Consider the following 22,349-nt stretch of genomic DNA (forward strand, 5'->3'; position numbering starts at 1 on the left):
GCTTAGACACTGGAATCCGATGTTTCGGACGGTACCATCCAGTTTCTAAAAAGAGATTCTTTCTAGCGCTTAGTTGTTCACTTTGTCGTTGTGGTGACGCCAAGTTCTACTAAACCTTGCGGCCTTTCTTCTTGGAGCATTCGCGGGTGATAGCCGCTTACCCCATAATAAATGAGGGTGCTTATGCCCTCATTGTACTACAGAAAATTTTAGTGTTCAACAACTAGATAAGCCAGCGACTCTTTTTTACCAGTGGGATAAGCTGCCACCAATTCGTGAGACTCCATTTTTGACGCGAAGCACCGGCTCCAATGGCCGCCAAAACAAAGATATATACGATGTGATCATCTATAAACGGATTCGTCTTGATAGGAAGGCTCGCCATCCACATCATAAGAAGCATCACGGAACCTGCGACTACCGTTACGCGAATTGCAATTCCAAAAATGAGACCCACGCCAATTCCTAGCAAGCCTGCCATAAATAGCCAGTCGGCAAACGGCTGCCCAGCCATACTATTGAAGAAATCAGCAAACGGACCTTCTACCCCTTTCAAGAATCCAGTCGTCGGGGACCCACCATTCACCCATGCTTTAGCGGCAGGTGTCGCAAAACCTAAACCTAGTAATTTATCTAAAAACGCCCATAAAAACACAAATCCCAAAACGATGCGTGTCGCCGCAAGCGCATACCATACTTGATCACTTGGTTTATTCTGCTTTGCCATTTCTTCACCCCCCCTTTTTTTTAAATCTTAGCCAAAAAGACTGCCCTGATACTTGAATAGTACCAGAAAAACCATTGCCGCAAGAATAATCGCCGTTGCGAACCTGTCGTAACCCTTCTTATTCCAATCCTGCAAATAACGATTCACGTTTTTTGAAAGATAAAGGTTATCTTCACGAATGTTGTAGTGAAGAAGCGACATAAATACTAGCGTTGTTGAAACGGTGACAAGAAGACACCATGGACACAGCGCCTCAATAACAAACGCGCTAACAAAGAATAGATAGTAGGCAAAAATAAGGCCTAAGCCATATCCAACCTGCGCTGCTGCCATAAACAGGCGCGGAAACCTAACACCTGCAATACCAGCAATAGCAACGGTAATAACAATCGGCTCGGCAATCAAGCCTAGAAAGCTGTTCGGAAAACCAAAAAGATCTGCACTAGGGTGCTTCATAACACTGGCGCAGTTAATGATTGCATTCACACTACAGCTAAGCGCCGCATCCGGATTTTTCGCCAGATGAAATGCTTCTACTGAAAGTACTAGAGCAGCAACAAGGCTAGCAATAGCCGAAATCGCCATTGTTCCAAATATCCAAACATCAGACCGCTGTCTGGCGTGCCCTGTAAGTACGTCAATCATTCGCTGAAACATTAGACGTAATAACTCACTTCACTGATCGTTGGCAGTGGAAGCCCCCGCCAAAGGTTCTGTAGATTCCCATTGTCACTTATCGCTACCACACTTGGGTACTCTACGATATCGTAAGCGCGGCAAAAATCAGCACCCTCGGGCGTATCGGGATCGAGCGTTTCAAGCTCGTGGCCAGTCTGACGCATAAAATCTCGTAAATAATCGCTCACATCACGGGCGTAGTCGGTCTCTTCTTTGTAAACGATTACCGTCTTCATGCGATTATTTCTTTCTTCGCTGCTGAAGAATTTCTTCGAATTCATCGAGGGTTTTAAATTCGTGGTATACACTGGCAAAACGAACGTAGGCAACTTCGTTACGAACGGCAAGCTCGTCAAGAACGAGGTCTCCAATCTGATGCGACGTCACTTCACTTTCGCCAAGTTCGTAAAGTGCATCCTCGATATTGTTGATAATCTCTTCAACCTCAACTTCTGAGGTAAAGAATTTGCCAACAGATCGCTTTACGGCAGTCGCAAGCTTATCTCGATCGAATAATTCTCTTGAGCTGTCTTTTTTTACAACCGCAAGATTTGGACGCTCAATCCGCTCGTAGGTCGTAAATCGATGTTTACCATCAAGAGATTCGCGGCGGCGGCGTATCGTCACACCATCGGCCGCTTCACGTGATTCAATAACTCGGCTATCACCAATTTTATATTTAGGGCTCACGTACTCTTAGCTCCTTTTTATGATTCGTCTGAATTCTTGTTCTTCTTGCGGCGGCGAAGAAATGCTGGCGTATCCGATTCGTCGTCGTCTTCCGGAGGATTATTCCATATATCATGCGCTTCCGTGTCATCAGCAAATACTGCTGCTGCATCGGTTTGATCAAGCTCCATATCAATTGCGTTCACCGCTTCGTCAGCCACTACCGGCTTTGGAGTTGGGGTGTTTGAAGATGTTGGCGTCTCAAGCTGCGCAGCCTGTTCGTGGAAGTACGCACTATCGAAACCTGTTGCAATAACCGTAATGATTAGTTCGTCTTCAAGCTCTGGCTTAAGGGTTGCACCGAAGATAATATTCGCATCAGGAGAAACAGCACTGGTGATAATTTCCGCTGCTTCTTGAATCTCGCTCATACTCATATCGTAGCCACCTGTCACGTTGAACAGTACACCCTTTGCACCATCGATTGAAACTTCGATGAGTGGTGACTCAATCGCCTGTTGAGCCGCCTGAACAGCGCGATCATCGCCACTCGCACGACCAATACCCATAAGCGCCGAGCCCGCATTGCTCATAATTGCCTTTACGTCGGCAAAGTCGAGGTTAATGAGTCCGTGCTCGGTAATAAGTTCTGAAATACCCTGCACACCCTGGCGAAGAACATCGTCTGCAATCTTGAATGTTTCAAGAAGGGGCGTGCGTCGGTCGATCGTTTGCAAAAGGCGATCGTTAGGAATGGTAATTAGCGTATCAACCTGTCGCCCAAGTTGTGCAATCGCCCACTCAGCATTCTGGCGTCGCTTTTCACCCTCGAAACTAAATGGCTTCGTGGCTACACCAACAACAAGAATACCAAGCTCACGTGCAATTTCTGCAACGACATGGCCTGCGCCACTACCCGTTCCACCGCCAGCTCCGATTGTCACAAAGATCATATCGGCGCCTTCGACAGCCGCCTTAATTTCATCGCGCGATTCGTTCGCAGCAGCTTCTCCAGTAGAAGGATCGGCTCCGGCGCCAAGTCCGTTTGTTGTGTTGTGACCCAAATGGATCTTAACATCTGCTTTTGAGTTGTGCAGCGCCTGTGCGTCGGTGTTCATTGCAATAAATTGCACACCCGCAAGTCCTGCATCTTTCATACGATTGACAGCAGAGCCGCCTGCGCCACCAACACCAACAACTTTAATGCTGGCAAATGTTTGTATTTCGCTTGGTTTTACTTCAGGCATGGAATTTATGCTCTCCCCAATATTCTATTCATTCTCTAGTATAACATTTATTATTTAAAAACAAATTACGCCTTGAATCTGTCGAGGAATTTTGAAATCACCCCTCCGGCAGATTTGAGAGCAGCTTTGCTGCCGGCACCGGCTTTATGTGCTGTCGCCGGAGCGTGACTAGCACCCTGCGCATCTAAAAGCATCAATCCCACTACCGTCGCAAACTGAGGCTCCTCGATACTCTCGGCAACGCCACCGTATCCAGCCGCCTTACCAATACGCGCCGCTAGGCCAAGCTTTTCCTTTGCATATTCGGCAATGCCTTTAATCTTTGCGGTGCCACCAGTTAGAACAACGCCGCTAGGCAATTGGCCAGCACGCCCTGCTTTTTTAAGCTCTTTTGCGACACCATCAAAAATCTCTTCAAGCCGCGCTTCAACAATCTCATCGATATCCGCCGAATCAAAACTGTGAACTTCTTTTTCGTGCTTTGTCGTAAGACGTTCGCTATTTTTACGCGTGGTTGCAGTCGCGTGTGCCACTTTTATTTTCTCGGCGATTTCAGGATCGGTCTTTAGTCCAATCGCAAGATCGTTCGTAATATTAACGCCACCTACCGGAATAACGCCGATGTACTGCAAATCACCCTCTTCAAATACCGCAACGCTTGTTGTAGCACCACCCATGTCAATAACAGCCACGCCGTTTTCAAGCTGCTGCTCACCAAGAACCGCGCGCGCGGCGCCAAGAACTGCAGGGGTAATTGTGTGAGGCGAAACCTTCGCCATTTCGGACGATTTTTGCAGGTTCGCAAGATGCGGCGCCAACGCCGAAACCACATTGGCATTTATTTCAAGCCGAGTACCCGTCATACCAATTGGGTCTTTTATGTTGTCCTGGCCATCAAGACGATAACTGTGTGGAACAACTTCGAGAATCTCACGGTTTGCAGGAACTTTACCGAGCGTCGCTACCTCTTCGATACGCGCCAAATCATCGTGATTAATTTCGTGATCCATTGCACCAACAGCAATCATACCGTCGGCCTTGGTACTAAGAATGTGAGCGCCATTGATACTTATCGACGCACCATTTACCTGGTAGCCACTCATTCGCTCAGCTTCACCCAGAGCGTCGTCTATCGCCTGTGCGGGGCCAGTAAGATTTGCGACAACACCTTTACGCATGCCACTATTCGGCGCTTCGCCCACGCCAACAATCGTTGGAGCGCCTGTTGTAGCGTCGATGTGGCCTACCACACAGCGAACTTTTGTCGTACCGATATCTATACCGACTGCGTATCGAGATGTTTCTTGCATACGTAAAAGTATAGCGCTTATGTAGTGTTTTGAACAGCCCTTCTCGATCTATAGTGCAACTGTGGACTGCGAAGGATACTCTTCTAAATAATCAAAAGACGATTCAGGAACGATAAAACCAATGTCGCTGTATCCGCCACAGTTTTGAGCCATGTGATACGCAAGCCGCAACTCTTCGGTCTCGCCCACGCACTCAAATGGTTTCATTATTCCATCGATTCCCAGTAGGCCCTTAAACGTATCGGTCAGGCTTTCTTTTACAAATAAATCTTGCCCGTTAAAAATGCTTTGCAGTTCATCGGCGTTCAAAAAAGGTGCAAATAGTAGATACGAGTTGGCGCATTTTGGGCATTCCCCACACCACTTAAGTTCGCTATTATCAGCGCCCTGCATGTAATTTGCGAGGTTGCACGAGCTAAAGCTATGGCCATACGCCTGCCAAGCTTTTTCTACAAATAACTCAGCAATCCGAAGTTCGCTATACTTTCGAAGCGGCGATCCTATAGCCATATCCGCAGAGATATACGTGGCAACATACTCGCTAAACAACTGTTCGGCTGGCCATGTTTTTGACCATTGGTGGTTTACCGCTAAGTCACCAATCCAATCATGTGGTTCCTCGCCCTCATGACCAATCGACGCTAAAATTTTATTTTTATTAAGAAGGATTCCCTGAATAAGCGCAAACGACATAACGATAAATGTCACAGGCACATGCCCGTTCAATCCGCCCTTTTCACGCCCCGCATTGATTGCAGGAATGTCGATTTTTCGGTGCGCCAGCGCTACGCTGTCGCCAATATTCTTTAAGATAGCCGGATATTTATCACTGCTTGAAATATAAAAGGAATCGAACGCAATTTTCTTTTCAGAAAGAAGCTGCGCCGTAAGAAGCGAATCCTTTCCGCCACTCTGCAGCGACAACACACCCTCACCCTTGTACTTCACCGGACTCTGGCCAGCTCCTGTCTGCACAAAGTGAGCAAGATCATCTCGAGTTAGCTCATTTTCGTAAGCGAACTGACCCATTCCTTCTTGATATACTTTGTTTAAAAATTCACTCTGCCACGCGTCAATCTGTCCAACTCTCCACTCGATCCCTGCGCCAGGAAATAGCTTGTAATATGAGACACCTACTAATACAAACGATAGAAAAAGCGCTCTTTCCAGTGCGTCGTTATCGTATGTGTCGGCAACATTTTTATAGGTTATTTCCTCGGTAAAAAAATCGGCACCATCAAAACTGTAGGTAAACGTTGCTGTCTTGGTTTTTGGCGAAAATCCGTACGATTCAAAAATAAAATTTTTCATAATTCACTTACCAGTTCTTTAAATGTATCTCCGCGCTCGGCAAAATTTTTAAACATATCAAAACTCGCACATCCTGGGCTTAAAATTATAACGTCACCCGGATCGGCTAGTTCATGCGCCCTTTGCACAGCAGCCGCAAAATCATCTTCCAATACTTCGTAGCTGCGCCAATCACACTCTTTAAAACCCGCAGCAATCCGGTGCTTTGTCTGTCCTAATAATAGTGCTTTTTTAACGTCTGGCTCAGCAACAATCTGGCGAGCTGTGTCAGTAAAATCAAGTCCTCTGTCGTAACCACCCATAATAACAATCTTTGGCTGTTTAAACGCACGAAGCGCGGCAACAGTAGCGGGTGGCGCCGATGAAAAACTATCGTTAATATACAAGATTCCACTTTTTTCAGCCACTTTTTCAAGCCGGTGCGGCAAGCCGTGAAATTCCTTAATTGCAGCCCGAATCGCCTGCGCATCCTGCGTGAATTGCCAAGCTGCAAGCATTGCCGCCTGCACGTTCCCAACATTATGCTCGCCATACAAAAGAATATCATCGCGCCGAGCGATCTCTTTTCCATCAATCATAAGAGCCTCGCCGTCTTCTACGTGGTAGGGTATTTTTACTCCAGCCGAGCTTTTTGCGATCGTCGCCGAAACATCGTTATCTGCAAAGTAAATCGCTATGTCTTCAGGTGTTTGATATTTCACGATATTACTCTTCGCCCGAACATAATCATCAAAGCTTTCGTGAACATTCAGGTGCTCTGGCTCAATCATAAGGACAATCGCAACATGCGGGCTTTTCTTCATGTCCCACAGCTGAAAGCTCGAAAGCTCGTACACGACAACGCCAGACTTACCTTCGGCATCATGCGCGGTAACTTCGTCTAAAATATCGAGCGAAGACAAGCCGATATTTCCCACGAGCCACGTTTTTATACCCGCTTTCTCAAGCATTGCTGCAATAAGACTCGCAGTAGTCCCTTTACCCTTTGTGCCCGTAATGCCAATAATCGGCACTGGGCATGCTTCAAAAAATTCTTCTGTCACCGAGCTAATTTTGCCTCGCGAAGTCACAGTATATGGTGGAATTGCAGGCGTTCGCATCACCATGTCGGCATCGATATCATGAAAGCTTGTAACACCCCCACGAAACGCCACTCCATCAGGAATTTCATACTTTGGCGTCTCGGCATTATCGTAGACTTCGAATTCGGCTTCTGGGTAGCGCGAGCTAAGGTAGCGGTATGCCGAAGCACCCTCGACACCGTAGCCAAGTAGGGCAATTTTCATACAACTATTATCTCATACATCGCGTAAATAACGCCACACCTCGATAACTAAAGAGTAGTAAGTATTTCGACGCCTGTTTCAGTCACCAAAACAGTATGCTCAAAATGCGCAGCCATACTGCCATCTTGCGTGCGAATCGTCCAACCATCACGATCGGTTTTTATACGTTCACGGCCAAGTGTTGCCATCGGCTCAATCGCAATCGTATCACCAGGCTTCAAAAGCACCCCAGTACCCTTGCGCCCATAATTCGGGACTTCCGGTGGCATATGCATCTCTAGGCCAACGCCGTGCCCAACAAGCTCGCGTATAATTCCTAATTTGCCATCGCTTAAAACCTTTTCGATTGCAGCAGCTATATCGCCCGTATAAACCGGACCTTTTATGGCATCGATTCCCGCATATAAACTGCGCTCGGTTGTATTTAAAAGATGTTTCTTTATTCCCTTTGGCTCCTCGTCGACAATCATCGTAAAGGCGGCATCCGTCTTCATATCTTTGTAGGTAATCACCAAATCAAAGCTCACAATATCGCCTTTTTCAAGAACATATTCGGTAGGAATACCGTGCACGATTTCATCGTTCGTGCTAATACAAATAACATTCGGAAAGTTAACTTCCGACGTCTTGTACGTAGCAATCGCGCCCAGCCGAATAATTTCTTTTTCCACCCATGCGTCAAGTTCCAGTTCGCTTACGCCAGCGTGAACTTGCTTTTTTAGGCCGTCATAAATCGTCGCAAGAATCTTGCCACCTTCGCGCATAGCCTGAATTTGCGCATCTGTTTTTACGCCAGATTGCATGCCACTAGCTCATCCATAATTCGGTCATGAACCTGCCCTACGCTCCCCGTTCCATCGATATGAACAATGTTCACACCCTGCTCGGTAAAGTATGTCAGAATTGGATACATTTCCGTTCGATAAATCTTAAGTCGCTCATCAACCGCTTCCGGTGTGTCGTCAACACGTCCACGAACCTCAAGTCGCTTCAAAAGCTCACTTCGTGGAACTTCGAGCACGATCACAAGATCAATACCACGCTCGTGCTGCGGCTCTGCCTCAACAAGCCATTTCGCCTGCGAAAGCTGACGCGGAAACCCGTCAAGAATAACGCGTTCGATATTCTTCTCACGCGCCCTATCAAGCGCTTCACCCATAAGTTTACAGACCGTCTCTGGCGTTACTAGCTTGCCCGTTTGCATCTCTTTAATAAGTTCGATATCGTGCGTATCACGAAGTAACTGGCCAGAGCTTAGCCAGCGCCACCCTTGTCTCGCGGCCAACATTTGTCCCTGCACACTTTTTCCAGCACCCGCTGGGCCAAAGAAAACAATCATCTTCGCTCCTTTTTTGTCTTAGTTCAACGCTTCTTTAACTAATTTCGCAATCATTGCGCCATCGGCCGTGTTGCCGACCTCTTTTTTAACGGCACCAATTACCTGGCCCATCATTTTTGCATCAGCACCGAGTTCTGCAACTTTAGCGTCGACGACAGTTTTTAGCTCAGCCTCATTCAGTTGTTTCGGCATGTAACGGCTCATGATATCAGCTTGGCGTCGCTCTTCATCTGCAGAATCTTCGCGCATATTCTGATCATACAAAGCAGCCGCTTCGTTTCGTTTTTTAATCTCTTTTGCAATAACCTGCTCGATACCGGCGTCATCTAGGCCGTCTTCTCGCTTGCCTTCTGCAACTTCTACGTTCAAAATAGCAGCCTTAAGGCCACGAAGCGTTTCGCTCTCAAAACGATCGCCGCCCAAAAGAGCGGCTTTCAAATCGTCTTGAATGCGCTGTTTAAGCGCCATAGATTAGCGGATCCCCAAACGGGCTTTAGCTAATTTGTCAGCTTTGCGTTCCTTGCGAATAATCGCTTTTGCACGGCGTTCAGTCTTGCTCAAATCTTTCGAAAATCGCATAGCTGCCTTTGCATTAGCTAAAACGCCGCTCTGCAAAACTTTGCGGTTGAAACGACGAATAATGTTTTCGTTCGCTTCGCGTTCGTCTTTACGTGTTACTTGTACCATATGGATGTATTGTAACAGAGAAACACTTTCGGTGCAATACCAGTTAGTCTGACGTCTCCAGGTGCAACAATCTCCCCTCGACTGTTCGGCGACCCATCCACTCGTTAACCGTCGGCTGATACCAAATCGTTACATATTCGCCCGGCTCTACAAAAAAATGCTGCGGAGCGCTAAAAGCAAGAAACTGCATTGTCTTGTTGCGTGCATCGCACAACTCTAACTTTACATGTTGCGCATCCGATCCCATTCGCCGCACATTGCGCACCGCCAACCCCACGCTCTTAAAAATCGGCTCTGGATTGCCATTGCCAAACGGCTCCATCGCTTCGAGATCTTTTAACAGCACCTCATCAACAAGATCTAGCCCCTCAACCACAATGTCTTCCCTAGGAAGCAGAAGCTGCGCCTGGTTAAACAGATTTTGAGAACGATAAAACTCATTCACGCGCCTGCGAAACGCATCGATGTTTTCGGTAGGAAGCGTCACGCCCGCGGCCAATTTATGGCCGCCGCCTTTTGTAATTATGTCATCCGCCGCCCGAATAGCATCGGCAGCGCTAAAATCACCATAGCTCCTTGCCGACCCCTTACTCTCGGCACCCATCTCTTGCAAAACATAGGCGGGCTTCTTGTACTTCTCTAACAGCTTCGCTGCGACGATTCCTATAATTCCATGATTCCAATCCGGATGGCTTACAACCAACACCGAATCATTCTTGTATTGTTCCGCCTGTTCTATCGCCGCCTTAAAAATCTTATCCTGATCGGCACGACGAGCAAGATTTAGCGTATCTAACTGCTGAGCTTTTTCAAGCGCAATCATCTCATCTCTTGCGCGCAGCATATCCAAGGCATGTTTTGCTGTCTCCAGTCGCCCGGCGGCATTCATGCGTGGCCCCAAACCAAAGCCCAAGCTCCTCGCGTTCACCTTCTCGGGCTCAACGCTCGCTACCGCCATAAGTGCCCTCAAACCCGGGCGCTTTGTCTTTGCCAACACCTTCAACCCCCAATAAACGTTCGCCCGGTTTTCGTCCACAAGGGTCACGACGTCGCATACCGTCCCCAGCGCCACGAGATCTAACAGCCATTTCTCCTGGCCTATCGGCAGACCATCCAGCCTGGTTTGCAGCGCCTGCACCAACTTAAAAGCAACACCAACGCCTGCTAGATCAATAAAGGGATACTGATGATCTGGGCGCTTAGGGTTAATCACCGCAACCGCCGGAGGCTGCACGGGCGCCACATTGTGGTGATCAGTCACAATAACATCAACGCCAAGCTCGTTCGCCCGAACAATCTCTTTTTCGCTCAAACTTCCACAGTCCACCGTCACAATCAACTGCGCACCAGTCGCAGCAATCTTCTCAACAGCATCAATCGTCAATCCGTAGCCTTCAACAAAGCGGTTCGGTATAAATGCATCGACATTCTTAAATCCAAATCCTTCGAACGCTTCTAAAAGAACGGTCGTCGCCGTCAAACCATCGATATCATAGTCGCCATAGATCATTATGCGATCTTGACGCTCCCGGGCTTCAACCAATCGTTCTACCGCCGGCAGCATATCGGGTAACAAAAAAGGATCGTGCTTTTTATCGTAATCTGGAGCCAAAAAAACAGCACGCGCATCACCTACGATACCTCGTGCCGTCAATATATCATCAAGAAGCGACATTACAAGTCAGCAGATGAGCGTTTTGGGCGACCAGCTTGCTGCTGTGATTTAATAACGATACTCTGCAGCTCTTTAAAAATCGGAAACTGTTTGTTTGTCGAGTAAATTTTAGTATTTCCTTGTTTCTCACTTGTCAAAAACCCTACTTTTTCAAGTCGCTTCAATTCGCGCTGGATATTGCCCGGATCTTCTTTGATAAGTTTTGCGAGGCCACGAACGTGCGTATGAAAATCAGGGTACTTGGCGTACACAACTACAATTTTCCGGCGCACCCTTGAGGTTATAAAAACGTCTAGCATATCTTCCCTTGTTTAAAACTCACTGACTCTCTTCGTTGCTTTTTATTCTACACTTTTTATTACACAATTTGCAAGTTGTTTAACGCCAATTTAGGACTATTTGGTTAATTTTGGCGATCGTCTCCTCGTGGGATGGAATATCATTCTGCTCGTAATAATGATTCGTTCCCATAAAGTTTTCCTTCACATCAAGCACGTGCAACTCATCGGCAATAATATGCAGCTTGTCGACAGCCGGAACGGTCGCCACAGGTGTAGCAACAACGAGCTTATTAATCCTAATCGGCTTTAAAAAATCCATCGCCACGTCCAGCGAAGCACCATTATCCAACCCATCCGCGACCAAAATGACCGTGTGATCACGAAGCATCTCACTATCAATAATTCCCCCATCACCAAGCAAACGGTTTATGCGCTGAAATGCCTCGCGCTTTTGCTCCTCAAGATACCCATGAAACTCCCCAACATACTCCTCAACTTCACCAGGACTGAACATGCCATTATAGGTAAAACCGCCACTTTGCGACACGCCACCAAAACTAACGCTCTCACCAGGAACTTGAATATCCTCAATCAGAATCATGGTTAGCACACAGTGCAGTGCCCCTGCAATCTGCTCCCCAACCTGCACCGCCCCATCACTTAGCGCTACGACAACACAGTTTTCGTAGCGATACTTCTCAACCAGCTGATCCGCAAGGATTTGCCCCGCTTGGGCTCGACTTTCAAAATACATACGCTTAGTTTAGCAGTATACTGGTAACTATGCACTACTACGAGGTGGCGCCAAATCAGATTATTCGTGCAGGAAGCACGTTTTTTACCTATGCTTCCGAATCGCCACTTTCTATCGGCCAACTCGTCAATATAGAGGTGGGCAAAAAGCAGCTAGTTGGACTTGTTCTTCGCAAAGTCAGCAAGCCCTCATACGAAACAAAGCTTGTGTCGCAAACAGTCGAGGAAACACCTCTTCCTCTCCCATTGCTTACGTTGTCACAGTGGCTCAGCACCTACTATGACACCCACCTAGCCACAGTACTTCAAACCATACTTCCCCGCGGCATGCAAAAAACAAGACGTGCGCAAACCGTCGCGTCACATGAGCCATCACGAGATCGAACAAAAAATGTATTCACCGCCGAACAGATGTCGGCACTTGATACGATCGAGGGAATGTCACCCGGCTCCGCGCTTCTTCATGGTGTCACCGGCTCAGGTAAAACTGCTGTGTACATAGAGCTTGCAAGACGATCTCTCGAGCGAGGTCAATCGGTCATTGTGCTCGTTCCCGAAATCGCACTCACCTCGCAGGTCGTCGATGAGTTCTCTCACCATTTCCCGAATATTATCCTAGCCCACTCTCGGCAAACCGAAGCCCAGCGTCATATTTCCTGGAAGCAAGCTCTCGACAGCACTACCCCAACTGTTGTTATCGGGGCTCGATCAGCTCTCTTCCTACCACTGTCGAATATCGGACTTATCGTTATAGACGAAGCCCACGAGCCAAGCTTCAAACAAGAACAGGCCCCGCGCTACTCTGCACTACGGGCCGCAAGTGTTCTCGCTTCGGCACACGCTGCCAAGCTAGTACTTGGAACCGCAACTCCATCTGTGGCCGACTATCACCTGGCACAGCAATCCGGCCGACCAATCATTCGCATGGCTTCGCGAGCTCAAAAGAATGCCGTCAGCCCGTCAGTTAGCCTCATAGATATGACTAAGCGAGAGAACTTCAAGAAACATCGCTTCCTATCGAATAAATTATTAGTTCAACTCGAAGAGACTTTCACTCAAGGCAAACAAGCCCTTATTTTCCATAACAGACGAGGAAGCGCCTCGACAACCCTATGCGAAAACTGTGGTTGGTCGGCAACCTGTCCACGTTGCTTTACTCCTCTCACCCTCCACACTGACACTCATTCACTTCGTTGTCATATTTGCGGCCTTACCGATAGGGTACCGACAAGTTGCCCCGACTGCCACTCTGCCGATATTATTCACAAGGGCATCGGAACAAAGCTCATAGAATCCGAGCTTCGCAAGCTGTTTCCCAATATCACCGTTGCACGCTTCGACGGCGACAGCGAAACCGGAGATTCCGTCGAGCAACGCTACAAAGAACTCTACGATGGCTCGATCGACCTTATCATAGGAACGCAGGTTATCGCAAAAGGCCTCGACCTCCCAAATCTTCGTACCGTTGGAGTTGTTCAGGCTGACGCCGGACTCAGCCTACCCGATTACAGCTCCAGCGAACGTGCATTCCAACTACTCGCACAGGTAATCGGGCGGGTCGGTCGGTCGCACCACCCAACAAATGTCATTGTGCAAAGTTATCAGCCTTCCCACCCCGCAGTCGTTTATGGCCTTAAGCAAGATTACGACAGTTTCTATACCGAAGCGCTTGCTTTGCGTCAAAAAGGGCGCTTCCCGCCTTTCGTTCACCTTCTTAAGCTCACCTGCATTTATAAAACCGAAACAGCCGCGATTAAAAATGCCAAAAAACTTGCCGATGAGCTCCGGTTAAAAGTATCGAAGGATGTTCAGATCCTCGGCCCAACACCTGCATTCTACGAACGTCAACACGACACCTATCGTTGGCAGCTCACGTTAAAATCCCCTACCCGTGCAGCACTTATCGACGCCTTAAAACATGTTCCTTCGACACATTGGCAGACCGAACTCGATCCCATTAGTCTGCTATAAAAAGCTGCCGTCTATCTGTTATAATAGGTCGTAATGAAAAAAGAAAACATCATCACCCTGCCAAATCCGCATTTGCGTGAGAAATCTGCAAAAGTCCATGTTATTACCGACGACACAATCAAACTAATCGACGATATGACAAGCGCCTCCCTTGACTGGGAAGACTCTCGCCCGCACGAAATTAGCGCCGCTCTCGCAGCAGTTCAAGTCGATCGGCTAGAGCGAGTTGTCATTGTCCGAAGCGACTTCGACGACAAGGCAACGCGTGATTTCACCGCCCTTCTTAACCCCGAAATCGTTAAATACGAAGGCGAAATCATCAACGACTACGAAGGATGCCTCAGTGTCAGCAAAATCTACGGCATGGTTCCCCGCTACTCTAAAATCCGCGTCAAAGCGCTCGATTTAGAAGGAAACGAGGTCCGCTTTAAAGCCGAAGGCTTCCTCGCTCGCGTTATTCAGCACGAAATCGACCACACGAACGGCATTGTATTCATTGATCACATTCAAGACCAGCATGAAAGCTTTTATACCCTCGACGAGAAAGGCGAGCTACAACCACTCGACTATGACGAACACATCAAAGACAATCGTATTCTTTGGAACTGAGGAATTTAGCCTCACCGCCCTCCGCGGTCTTATAGAAGCCGACTATTCTATTGCGGCTGTCATTACAAAACCCGACAGCAAAAAAGGACGCGGACAGAAATTGGTGCCACCAAGCGTGAAAGTGCTCGCAACGCAGCATAATATTCCCGTTTGGCAGCCTGCAAAACTTGCATCAATCAACGACGATATTCGCGCGCTTGGTGATGTTTGTGGTGTTCTCGTCAGCTATGGCAAGATCATCCCACAAAGCACAATCGATCTTTTTCACCCCGGCATCATCAACGTCCACCCTTCACTTCTGCCAAAATATCGCGGTCCATCACCCATCGAAACTGCAATAAAAAACGGTGATTCTATCACCGGGGTCTCGATTATGCAGCTTTCCGCACAGATGGACGCCGGCCCAGTTTATAGCAGTAAAGAGTACAAACTTACAGGGTCCGAAAACAGCCTCGAACTTTATCATGCTCTTGCCGATTTTGGAACCGATCTCCTTCTCGAAACCCTCCCGCGCATACTCGATGGAACTCTTACGCCATCGACCCAAAACGAGCAAGACGCCACCTATTGTTCAATGCTTACTAAAGACGACTCTCTTCTTAACTTGGCCAGCCTCACCGCAACCGAGGCAGAGCGAACAATCCGCGCTCATATAAGCTTTCCCAAAAGCAAACTTACGCTCAACGGTCATACGTTTATCGTTACCAAAGCACATATTTCCGCTAGCCAAAAAACACCGCTCGACTTTGTATGCCGAGACGGTGCCTTTCTATCTGTCGATGAGCTTATCGCTCCGAGTGGCCGCCGTATGGATGGCGACGCCTTTCTTCGCGGTTACGCTTCTTGACCGCCAACGATTGCGTCTTTGTTTGCAAGAATTTCCTTCTTAAGTTCTTCAAGAACTTTTGCAACAACATCGCGGTAGTTCGGACGGTTCATGCCGAGCCATTTTAGCGAAGCGTATTCTGCTAGCAATGTAAGCTCGTCTGCCCCATCGGGCGCATTGTCTTTCAACTGCTTGTAGGCTTCATCGTTTAGGTAGTCAGGAGTGTTAGCCTGAACCCAACCGCGAACTTTATCTTCCTTACGATCAACGAATGATTCAAATTCGCCCAATTGTTCGTCGCTTAGTCCGTCTGATAAGCGGACTCCTACGCGAAGCTCAAGTTCGCTGTAGATGTGTGCCAAGAAAGCTTCGCGCTGTTCTTCTGGCATCTGGTCGAGGCCAAGATCTTTTAGAAACTGATCATCAAGTTGAAACATTATCTTCTCCTAATTTCTAACTATGTTTGTTTTTAGTATACCGCACTATCGGTTGTATGTGCGAAGGATATCGATAACATCCTTGGTATTACTGTTTCCGTTGATCTCAACCCACTCACGTGCGCCGCTACCGTGCCATTCAACGTTCTTACCGTCTTCAGCAGCACGATCAGCGAGCTCATGAAGTTTATCCATTGCATCTTCACTACCAAAGGCGTCTACGGCCCAGTCCCATGGATAATCAAACCCAGTTGATGGAGGAAGGTCTGCGCCCGGAACAACCGGAGGAGTTTCAGGAGTCTTAGGGGCAACGTCTGCATCTACAGCAGGTGGCGTCTCACCTTTAGAACCAGAATCTACATCGGGGGTGTTATTGTCACCGCCAAAGATATCGAAGGCACCAGCCCTCCAGGCAGCATATCCGGCAATACCGACAGCAGCCGCAGCCACAACGCCGATAGCGATCTTAGTAGAGGTCTTTGAATCTTTGTACTTGTCTTTCATATCACCAGCACGGTCAAAGAGTTCCTGACGACCCTGTGGGGTAAATGTGTATTGGAAACGGTTCCAAACACGTTTGTACCACTTCTCGCGAGTACGTTCGGTCTCTTCTTCTTCCTCATCCTCGTGAGTATCGTCGTCTTCTTCGTGGTCACCCTCGGCGTCATCATCTGGGTTCCGTGGGGTATCAATATCGTCTAGATCGTCAAGGTTATCGGCGCTCGACGTAGGAAGGTCTTCAAGATCGCTTAGGTCGTCTTCGCCAGTGCGCACTCGGGGAGCGTCATCAAGATCATCTAGATTATCAGCGCTGGCTACAGGTATGTCACCTAAGTCATCTAGGGCATCAGCAGGATTCAAGGCTTCGTCGATTTTTCGCATAACCTCTTTTAACTCTTCAATGAGTCGGGCTGTTTCAGGCGCATCAGGATTATCGCGAATGAAATCGCGAATCTTCTTAATTTTCTCTCGATCTTCAGCGTTTTCAAGTTTATCCAAAGGATCAGCCTCTGGAGCCGGAGCTTCAGCTTCTTTGACTGTGCGGTTCATCAGCTCATCAGCTACTTCAGGATCAAATCCCTCCGTCTCTGAGTACCTCTCAAGAAGATCGTTCAATCGGTCTTCAAGTTCTTTAACTCGCTCTGGACCACGTTCGCTGTTCTCTGGAGTTACAAGCTCGTTGCGCTGCTCGGCGATCATAGCTGCAATGCGATCCATCTGTCGCAAAGCTGGGTCTGACGCAATTTTTGCTTCAAGTGCAGCAGCTGCGGCTTCTTTAGCTGCACGCTCTTCTTCTTCCTTAGCTTTAATACGATCGTGTTCAGCGTAAGCCTCTTCAAGATCTTCGTTGTAACCACGGCTTGGCTCGTTGTTTAAATCGTCAAGTTGGTCGATAAATGCCGTACGGCGCTCACGAGCACCTTCAGCGCTCGATGGGTCGTGGTTAGGACGAGCGGCAAGATTCTCCATGTGACGTTCGTATTCGTCGGCTTCTTCGACACGTTTTCGAGCTTCCTCGCTAAAGTCGGTAGTTCCGGCTTCGCCGTATAGTGCGGCTTCAAATTTTTCGCGCTCTGCAGCGGCTTTGTTTGCCTCGAAGTTTTCTAGGCGTGAATTCGATCGTGGTGCTGTTTCTGACATATTGTTACCTTTCTTGAAGGAAATTATGTGGTGTGTTTTTTGTGTTTGTTTACCTTTATGCTCTTCACTTTAGCATAGTTTTGATTTAAAGTCAAGTATAAGCACTGACACTATCAAAATAACCTCCCTTGTGTTGTAGGGAGGTTATTTCTTGTTTTTCGTCGTTATTCTAGGACAATGTTCGCTTAACGAGCGCTCGCGTAAAGAATTCGAGCTTGTCGCCCTCTTCAAGGAGTAGTTTCTTATCGGTTTTTAGCGACATACCACACATTTCACCCTCGAAGACTTCTTTAGCTTCTTGTTGCTGACGCTGCACCTTTACAACTTCCACCTCGGCGATTTGCTCACCGCCGCGCATAACGCGCGCAAGGATATTAGGAGCGATCTTGCCGCTCGTCACCTCGCCACCGGCGATGATTTCATCTTTAAGGGTTCGGAATACACCCTTGATGGTGAGTTTTCCAACTTCGGTCTCGACAACTTCTGGAGCAAGCATTGCCTCCATAGACTGACGAGCATCGTCGAGAAGTTCGTAGATGACCTTGAAGATACGCACCTGAACTTTATCGCGCATAGCGAGGCGCTTGACCGCGGGTGGAAGATCGACGTTAAATCCGTAGATAATTGTCTCGCCACCTTCGGCCATGCGGATATCGTTTTCAGAGATACTACCAACGCCACTTGCGATAACGCGAAGGTTCACCTGACCACCTGTCTCGACAAGCCGAAGGCTATCCATAACAGACGTAAGCGACCCTTGAACATCCGCTTTAACGATAACGTTCAACTCTTGGCTATCGTGCTGTTGATTCATCATTTTAAGAAGATCGGCGCCTGTAACATTTGTGCTTGCGGCGTTCCTCTCGCGTTCGATACGCGCCTGTTCGGTTTTGTGGCGTGCTTCTTTTTCGTTCTTAACGATCGTAAAGACGTCACCGAACTGAGGAAGCTCCTTAAAGCCCGTTACCGTTACTGGCGTTGAAGGACCAGCGCTTTTGACCGCTTTGCCCGTAAAATCGAGGAGCGTTCGCACTTTACCGTACGCAGTACCGGCAACCAAGAAATGGCCTGGTTTTAGTTCACCCTGCTCTACCAAAAGTCCAACAACAGATCCACGGCCCGTTTCCATATGGGACTCGATAACGAGACCTTCGGCCGGAACGTCGATATCCGCCTTTAACTCTTCAAGATCGGCAACAAGAAGGACCATATCAAGTAGTTTGTCGAGGTTTTGGCCGGTTTTAGCGCTTACCTCTACCATAACCGTGTCACCGCCCCATTCCTCGGGGTTGAGACCATGTTCGGTGGCAAGTTGGGTCTTCACAAGCTGCGGATTAGCCGCCTCTTTGTCGATCTTATTGATAGCAACAACGATTTTTGCGTTTGCCGTTTGTGCAAAGCGGATCGCTTCAACCGTTTGCGGCTTCACACCATCGTCTGCGGCAACAACAATAATAACAACATCGGTCAGCGTTGCGCCATGCTGGCGAAGCGCTGCAAATGCTTCGTGACCTGGCGTATCAAGAAGTGTGATTGAACGGCCCTTGCGTTCGGTTTGGTACGCGCTAATATGCTGCGTAATTCCACCCGCTTCACCCTCGGCTGCCTTCGTTTTAAGAATAGCGTCGAGAAGACTCGTTTTACCGTGGTCGACATGCCCCATAACGGCAACAATAGGCGGTCGGTCAACCGCTTTGTCGGTAAGTGTATGAACTTTACGTTCCATGGTAGTGCTGGCTGCCTTTTTTTGCAACTCAACATCTAGCCCTAATTCCTCAACAATAATTGTTGCGGTTTCAAAATCAATTCGCTGATTGATCGTTGCAACGATACCGTTTTTAAACAACTCACCAATCAGAGTTGTAACGGGCAAATTGAGCGTTTCAGCCAATTCACCTACAGTAATTGAGTCAGCGACAACAAGTACTTTTTCTTGGCTCATTTAATTGCTCCCTTCTGCCCGCTACATTTTTAGCGGATTATCCTCTTTTTAACGGAGGTCTATTTCTTTTTGTCAGCAAGACTTAGTGAAATCTTGCGGTTGTCTTTGTCGATATCAAGTACAACAAAGTTCTTGCGTTCATTGAGAGTAAACACCTTCTCAGGGTCAACATCGTTGCCGTCGCCAAGTTCTGAAATGTGAACAAGAGCTTCAACTGCTGGGCTGATCTGCACGAATGCACCAAATGGCGTAATACGAGTAACCGTACCTTCAACTTCTGCGCCAGATTTAAATTGTTCAACTTCGTCCAACCATGGGTCTTGAGTAAGTTGCTTAATACTGAGGCTAAGGCGGTCTTTATCGATAGAGATGATCTTTGCTTCGATAGTTTGACCAACTTTTACGTAGTCGCTTGGGTTGTTAACGCGCTCCCAGCTGATTTCTGAGATGTGAACCAAACCTTCGATGCCTTCGACGTTAACGAACACACCAAAGTCGACAACACCGGTCACAACACCAGTAACTTTGTCTCCAACCTTGAGTTTTTCGAATCGCTCGGCAAGACCATCTTTGATTGCTTCTTTTTCTGAGAAAATAAGCTTGTTGGCTTTGCGGTCGCTATCGAGGATACGAACCTTGAGCGTTTGGCCGACAAGGGCGTTAAGACGCTGAAGAATTTCGTCTTTGTCGCTTGAGCCTACACGTGGGTAGTGCTCGGCAGAAAGCTGAGAAACCGGAAGGAATCCACGGACGCCTTCGTATTCAACAAGCAGACCACCACGGTTCGCGTCGTAAGGAGAAACCTCGATAATATCGCCGGTTTCGAGCTTTGCAGCCACTTCTTCCCAGCCACGATCCTTTGCAGCTTTGCGAAGTGAAAGTAGTGAGTAGCCATTGTCGAGTTCTGCGTCGACAACGCTTGCAGTTACTTCGTCGCCCTCTTTAAGAGCGCGAGAAAAGCCTACTTCGCGGCGAGGAACGTATCCAACACCCTGCGCACCAAGATCGACAAGTACTTCGTGCTTACGAAGTGACAAGATCTTTCCAGTAATTACTTCACCTGCTGTTAATTGCTTGACGCTATCCTCGTGGGCAGCGAGCAAATCATCCATTGTTATTGTGGCTTTTGTTGCCATAAGTCTTATTAAGACTCCTTCCTTAATTGATATTTTCTGAAGCGCGTTAAATATAGCACTCCTAGATTACCTCTATTGTACCTCAGATAGAAGAGTAAGTCAAAGAGAGAGGCCGGCGCGGCGAGAGCGGAGATATGATGTTGCCGTAAAGCCAAGAAGCGCAATGGCAATAAGTGACACGAGCGACTCGGCTGGGCCCGTTTGAGGCAACTCTACTTCCTTTTCGGTTTGCGGTGTCTGCTGGACAGGCTCCTCTTTTTGAGGTTTTTCGGCTTCTTTTTCTGTTTCTTCCGTAGGTGTCGTTGCAGGCGGCTCTTCAACCACTTCTTGAGGCGCTTCACCCGATGGCTGCGACGTCTGTTGACGTACCATATACACGCCACCAACAAGAATTGCAGCCAAAATGACGCCAATTATCACAAAACTTAGTACTGAACCACCCTGATTCGTTCGTACCATAATCACCTCTCTTATTTTCTTCTACTATACTGTTTTTACACCGGGAACGCAACTTACAATTTTATGCTACACTACCTACATGTTAGTGACTGTCGACACCGGTGGCACAAAGACGCTTATCGCTCAGTTTGGGCAAGACGGCGTTCTCGGCGAAACAATCAAGTTTCCCACCCCTAAAAACCAAGACGAGTACGTGGCCTTACTCAGAGAAACATTACAAAAAAACTACGGCGATAAAACGGTAGAAGCGGTTGTCGTGGCGCTTCCCGGCATTATTAAAAACGGCGTCGCCCTGTGGTGTAATAATTTAAAATGGAAGAACTTTGATGCGCTCTCGGCGCTAACAGGCGTTTTGGGCGACGCACCGGTTCTTATCGAGAATGACGCCAACTTAGCGGGCCTCGCCGAAACACGCGCGCTCGACCCAATCCCCGTTTCGTCCCTTTATGTCACGGTGAGTACCGGTATTGGCACGGGCATCATCACAAACGGTCATATCGATCCGGGTCTGCGTTATAGCGAAGGTGGTCGCGCGCTCGTTGAATTTAAGGGCGAGGTTCGCGAGTGGGAAAGTTTCGCATCGGGGCGAGCAATCGTTGAAGTGTACGGTAAATTTGCGCGTGATATCACCGATCAAGAGACATGGGACCAGATCGCAGACCGTATTAGTCGTGGTTTTTTAGCAGTTGTTCCTATTATTCAGCCCGACGTAATTATAATTGGCGGTAGTATCGGCACGTATTTTGAACGCTATGGATCAAAATTAGAAAAGATCCTTAACGACAAGCTGCCGCCTCACATCTCTTGCCCGCGATTTTTACAAGCCCAACACCCAGAGGAAGCTGTTGTTTATGGATGCTACTACTATGCGCTCGACTGCCTCGCTCATAGCTAAACTTACAGCAAACTATCCCGATTTTACTTTTACGGCGAGTGATGAATTTCGCTGGAGCCCTAAAGAAAAAACGATCTTCTACGACCAGGCGTCCGGCGGCGAACTCTTTCTTCTTCACGAGCTTGCTCATGCTATCTTAGGCCATAGCGAATACTCTAGAGATATCGAGCTGATCGAGCTTGAACGCAGTGCCTGGGAATACACTAAGGAAAGTTTATGTAAACCATACGGTATACCCATAGACGACGAGCTGGTCGAGGACTCCCTTGACACTTACAGAGATTGGCTTCATTCAAGAAGCACCTGCCCCACATGCAAATCTACAGGTATCGAAACAAGAAAATACGAGTACCGGTGCATAGCCTGCGGAACACTATGGAAAGTCAATGATGCGCGTGTTTGCGCCCTACGCCGAAGAGTCATCACCTAAACAAAAAACTCCTCGTAAAGAGGAGTTTTTTGTTTCACTT

General features: G+C 47.9%; 25 protein-coding genes. 5 read left to right on the plus strand and 20 right to left on the minus strand.

All coding sequences use genetic code 11. The features are described 5' to 3' along the window. Positions 1-223 precede the first annotated feature (223 nt). The 15 genes from HZB75_04175 to HZB75_04245 all read right to left on the minus strand — a co-directional run bounded on the left by HZB75_04175 (position 224) and on the right by HZB75_04245 (position 11,964). Positions 224-727 (minus strand): DoxX family membrane protein, encoded by a 504-nt coding sequence (locus HZB75_04175; GenBank protein ID QQG50702.1) that lies wholly within the window; start codon positions 725-727, stop codon positions 224-226. A 27-nt stretch (positions 728-754) separates the two neighbouring features. Continuing rightward, positions 755-1,384: a vitamin K epoxide reductase family protein gene (locus HZB75_04180; GenBank protein QQG50703.1), complete on the minus strand. Its 630-nt coding sequence runs from the start codon at positions 1,382-1,384 to the stop codon at positions 755-757. Continuing rightward, positions 1,384-1,641, minus strand: coding sequence for a hypothetical protein (locus HZB75_04185; GenBank protein ID QQG50704.1), 258 nt, complete (start codon positions 1,639-1,641; stop codon positions 1,384-1,386). The genes HZB75_04180 and HZB75_04185 overlap by 1 nt, the downstream gene beginning before the upstream one ends. A 4-nt stretch (positions 1,642-1,645) precedes the next feature. Continuing rightward, positions 1,646-2,095 (minus strand): transcriptional repressor NrdR, encoded by a 450-nt coding sequence (gene nrdR, locus HZB75_04190; GenBank protein ID QQG50705.1) that lies wholly within the window; start codon positions 2,093-2,095, stop codon positions 1,646-1,648. 17 nt (positions 2,096-2,112) lie between these two features. Next, on the minus strand, positions 2,113-3,321 hold the full coding sequence (gene ftsZ, locus HZB75_04195; protein QQG50706.1) for a cell division protein FtsZ: 1,209 nt from the start codon (positions 3,319-3,321) through the stop codon (positions 2,113-2,115). A 65-nt stretch (positions 3,322-3,386) separates the two neighbouring features. Then, positions 3,387-4,631 carry a cell division protein FtsA gene (gene ftsA, locus HZB75_04200; protein ID QQG50707.1) on the minus strand — a complete coding sequence of 415 codons (1,245 nt, stop codon included), beginning with the start codon at positions 4,629-4,631 and terminating at the stop codon, positions 3,387-3,389. Between the two features lie 48 nt (positions 4,632-4,679). Continuing rightward, a complete protein-coding gene (locus tag HZB75_04205; GenBank protein QQG50708.1) occupies positions 4,680-5,942 on the minus strand; it encodes a hypothetical protein in 1,263 nt (420 codons plus the stop codon). Further along, positions 5,939-7,228, minus strand: a complete 1,290-nt coding sequence (gene murD, locus HZB75_04210) for a UDP-N-acetylmuramoyl-L-alanine--D-glutamate ligase (GenBank protein QQG50709.1) — start codon at positions 7,226-7,228, stop codon at positions 5,939-5,941. The genes HZB75_04205 and murD overlap by 4 nt, the downstream gene beginning before the upstream one ends. Before the next feature lie 47 nt (positions 7,229-7,275). Further along, on the minus strand, positions 7,276-8,031 hold the full coding sequence (gene map / locus HZB75_04215) for a type I methionyl aminopeptidase (protein ID QQG50710.1): 756 nt from the start codon (positions 8,029-8,031) through the stop codon (positions 7,276-7,278). Next, on the minus strand, positions 8,016-8,567 hold the full coding sequence (locus tag HZB75_04220) for a nucleoside monophosphate kinase (protein ID QQG50711.1): 552 nt from the start codon (positions 8,565-8,567) through the stop codon (positions 8,016-8,018). The genes map and HZB75_04220 overlap by 16 nt, the downstream gene beginning before the upstream one ends. 18 nt (positions 8,568-8,585) lie before the next feature. Continuing rightward, positions 8,586-9,035 carry a GatB/YqeY domain-containing protein gene (locus HZB75_04225; GenBank protein ID QQG50712.1) on the minus strand — a complete coding sequence of 150 codons (450 nt, stop codon included), beginning with the start codon at positions 9,033-9,035 and terminating at the stop codon, positions 8,586-8,588. Positions 9,036-9,038: 3 nt separating this feature from the next. Next, the gene (locus tag HZB75_04230) at positions 9,039-9,254 is read right to left on the minus strand and encodes a hypothetical protein (GenBank protein ID QQG50713.1); all 216 of its coding nucleotides are present in this window, start codon (positions 9,252-9,254) and stop codon (positions 9,039-9,041) included. Between the two features lie 43 nt (positions 9,255-9,297). After that, positions 9,298-10,929, minus strand: coding sequence for a single-stranded-DNA-specific exonuclease RecJ (gene recJ, locus HZB75_04235; protein QQG50714.1), 1,632 nt, complete (start codon positions 10,927-10,929; stop codon positions 9,298-9,300). Next, complete coding sequence (locus HZB75_04240) at positions 10,929-11,228, minus strand: winged helix-turn-helix transcriptional regulator (GenBank protein QQG50715.1); 300 nt, start codon at positions 11,226-11,228, stop codon at positions 10,929-10,931. The genes recJ and HZB75_04240 overlap by 1 nt, the downstream gene beginning before the upstream one ends. A gap of 79 nt (positions 11,229-11,307) precedes the next feature. Then, positions 11,308-11,964 (minus strand): hypothetical protein, encoded by a 657-nt coding sequence (locus tag HZB75_04245; GenBank protein QQG50716.1) that lies wholly within the window; start codon positions 11,962-11,964, stop codon positions 11,308-11,310. 29 nt (positions 11,965-11,993) lie between these two features. Between HZB75_04245 and priA the strand changes: the two genes are divergently transcribed. From priA to fmt, 3 genes are read left to right on the plus strand one after another with little or no spacing between them, the layout of a single operon-like run. Next, positions 11,994-13,934 carry a primosomal protein N' gene (priA, locus tag HZB75_04250; GenBank protein QQG50717.1) on the plus strand — a complete coding sequence of 647 codons (1,941 nt, stop codon included), beginning with the start codon at positions 11,994-11,996 and terminating at the stop codon, positions 13,932-13,934. A gap of 33 nt (positions 13,935-13,967) precedes the next feature. After that, a complete protein-coding gene (gene def, locus HZB75_04255; protein ID QQG50718.1) occupies positions 13,968-14,543 on the plus strand; it encodes a peptide deformylase in 576 nt (191 codons plus the stop codon). Beyond that, positions 14,503-15,390: a methionyl-tRNA formyltransferase gene (gene fmt / locus HZB75_04260; protein ID QQG50719.1), complete on the plus strand. Its 888-nt coding sequence runs from the start codon at positions 14,503-14,505 to the stop codon at positions 15,388-15,390. Before def ends, fmt begins: the two co-directional genes overlap by 41 nt. Here fmt and HZB75_04265 read toward each other — a convergent pair. From HZB75_04265 to HZB75_04285, 5 genes are all read right to left on the minus strand, one after another. Further along, positions 15,378-15,806: a hypothetical protein gene (locus HZB75_04265; protein ID QQG50720.1), complete on the minus strand. Its 429-nt coding sequence runs from the start codon at positions 15,804-15,806 to the stop codon at positions 15,378-15,380. The two genes, fmt and HZB75_04265, sit on opposite strands and share 13 nt — an antisense overlap. A gap of 45 nt (positions 15,807-15,851) precedes the next feature. After that, entirely contained in the window at positions 15,852-17,447 is a 1,596-nt protein-coding gene (locus tag HZB75_04270; protein ID QQG50721.1) for a hypothetical protein, read from the minus strand. A gap of 169 nt (positions 17,448-17,616) precedes the next feature. Next, a complete protein-coding gene (locus HZB75_04275) occupies positions 17,617-19,389 on the minus strand; it encodes a translation initiation factor IF-2 (protein ID QQG50722.1) in 1,773 nt (590 codons plus the stop codon). Positions 19,390-19,448: 59 nt separating this feature from the next. Further along, positions 19,449-20,525, minus strand: coding sequence for a S1 RNA-binding domain-containing protein (locus HZB75_04280; protein QQG50723.1), 1,077 nt, complete (start codon positions 20,523-20,525; stop codon positions 19,449-19,451). A 99-nt stretch (positions 20,526-20,624) separates the two neighbouring features. Next, positions 20,625-20,984, minus strand: a complete 360-nt coding sequence (locus tag HZB75_04285; protein QQG50724.1) for an LPXTG cell wall anchor domain-containing protein — start codon at positions 20,982-20,984, stop codon at positions 20,625-20,627. 79 nt (positions 20,985-21,063) lie between these two features. On the opposite strand from HZB75_04285, the gene HZB75_04290 reads away from it, so the two are divergent. Beyond that, positions 21,064-21,879 (plus strand): ROK family protein, encoded by an 816-nt coding sequence (locus tag HZB75_04290; protein QQG50725.1) that lies wholly within the window; start codon positions 21,064-21,066, stop codon positions 21,877-21,879. Beyond that, on the plus strand, positions 21,836-22,309 hold the full coding sequence (locus HZB75_04295) for a hypothetical protein (GenBank protein QQG50726.1): 474 nt from the start codon (positions 21,836-21,838) through the stop codon (positions 22,307-22,309). Before HZB75_04290 ends, HZB75_04295 begins: the two co-directional genes overlap by 44 nt. The last annotated feature ends 40 nt before the right edge of the window (positions 22,310-22,349 follow it).

The organism is Candidatus Saccharibacteria bacterium, assembly GCA_016432585.1.
Lineage (GTDB): Bacteria > Patescibacteriota > Saccharimonadia > Saccharimonadales > Saccharimonadaceae.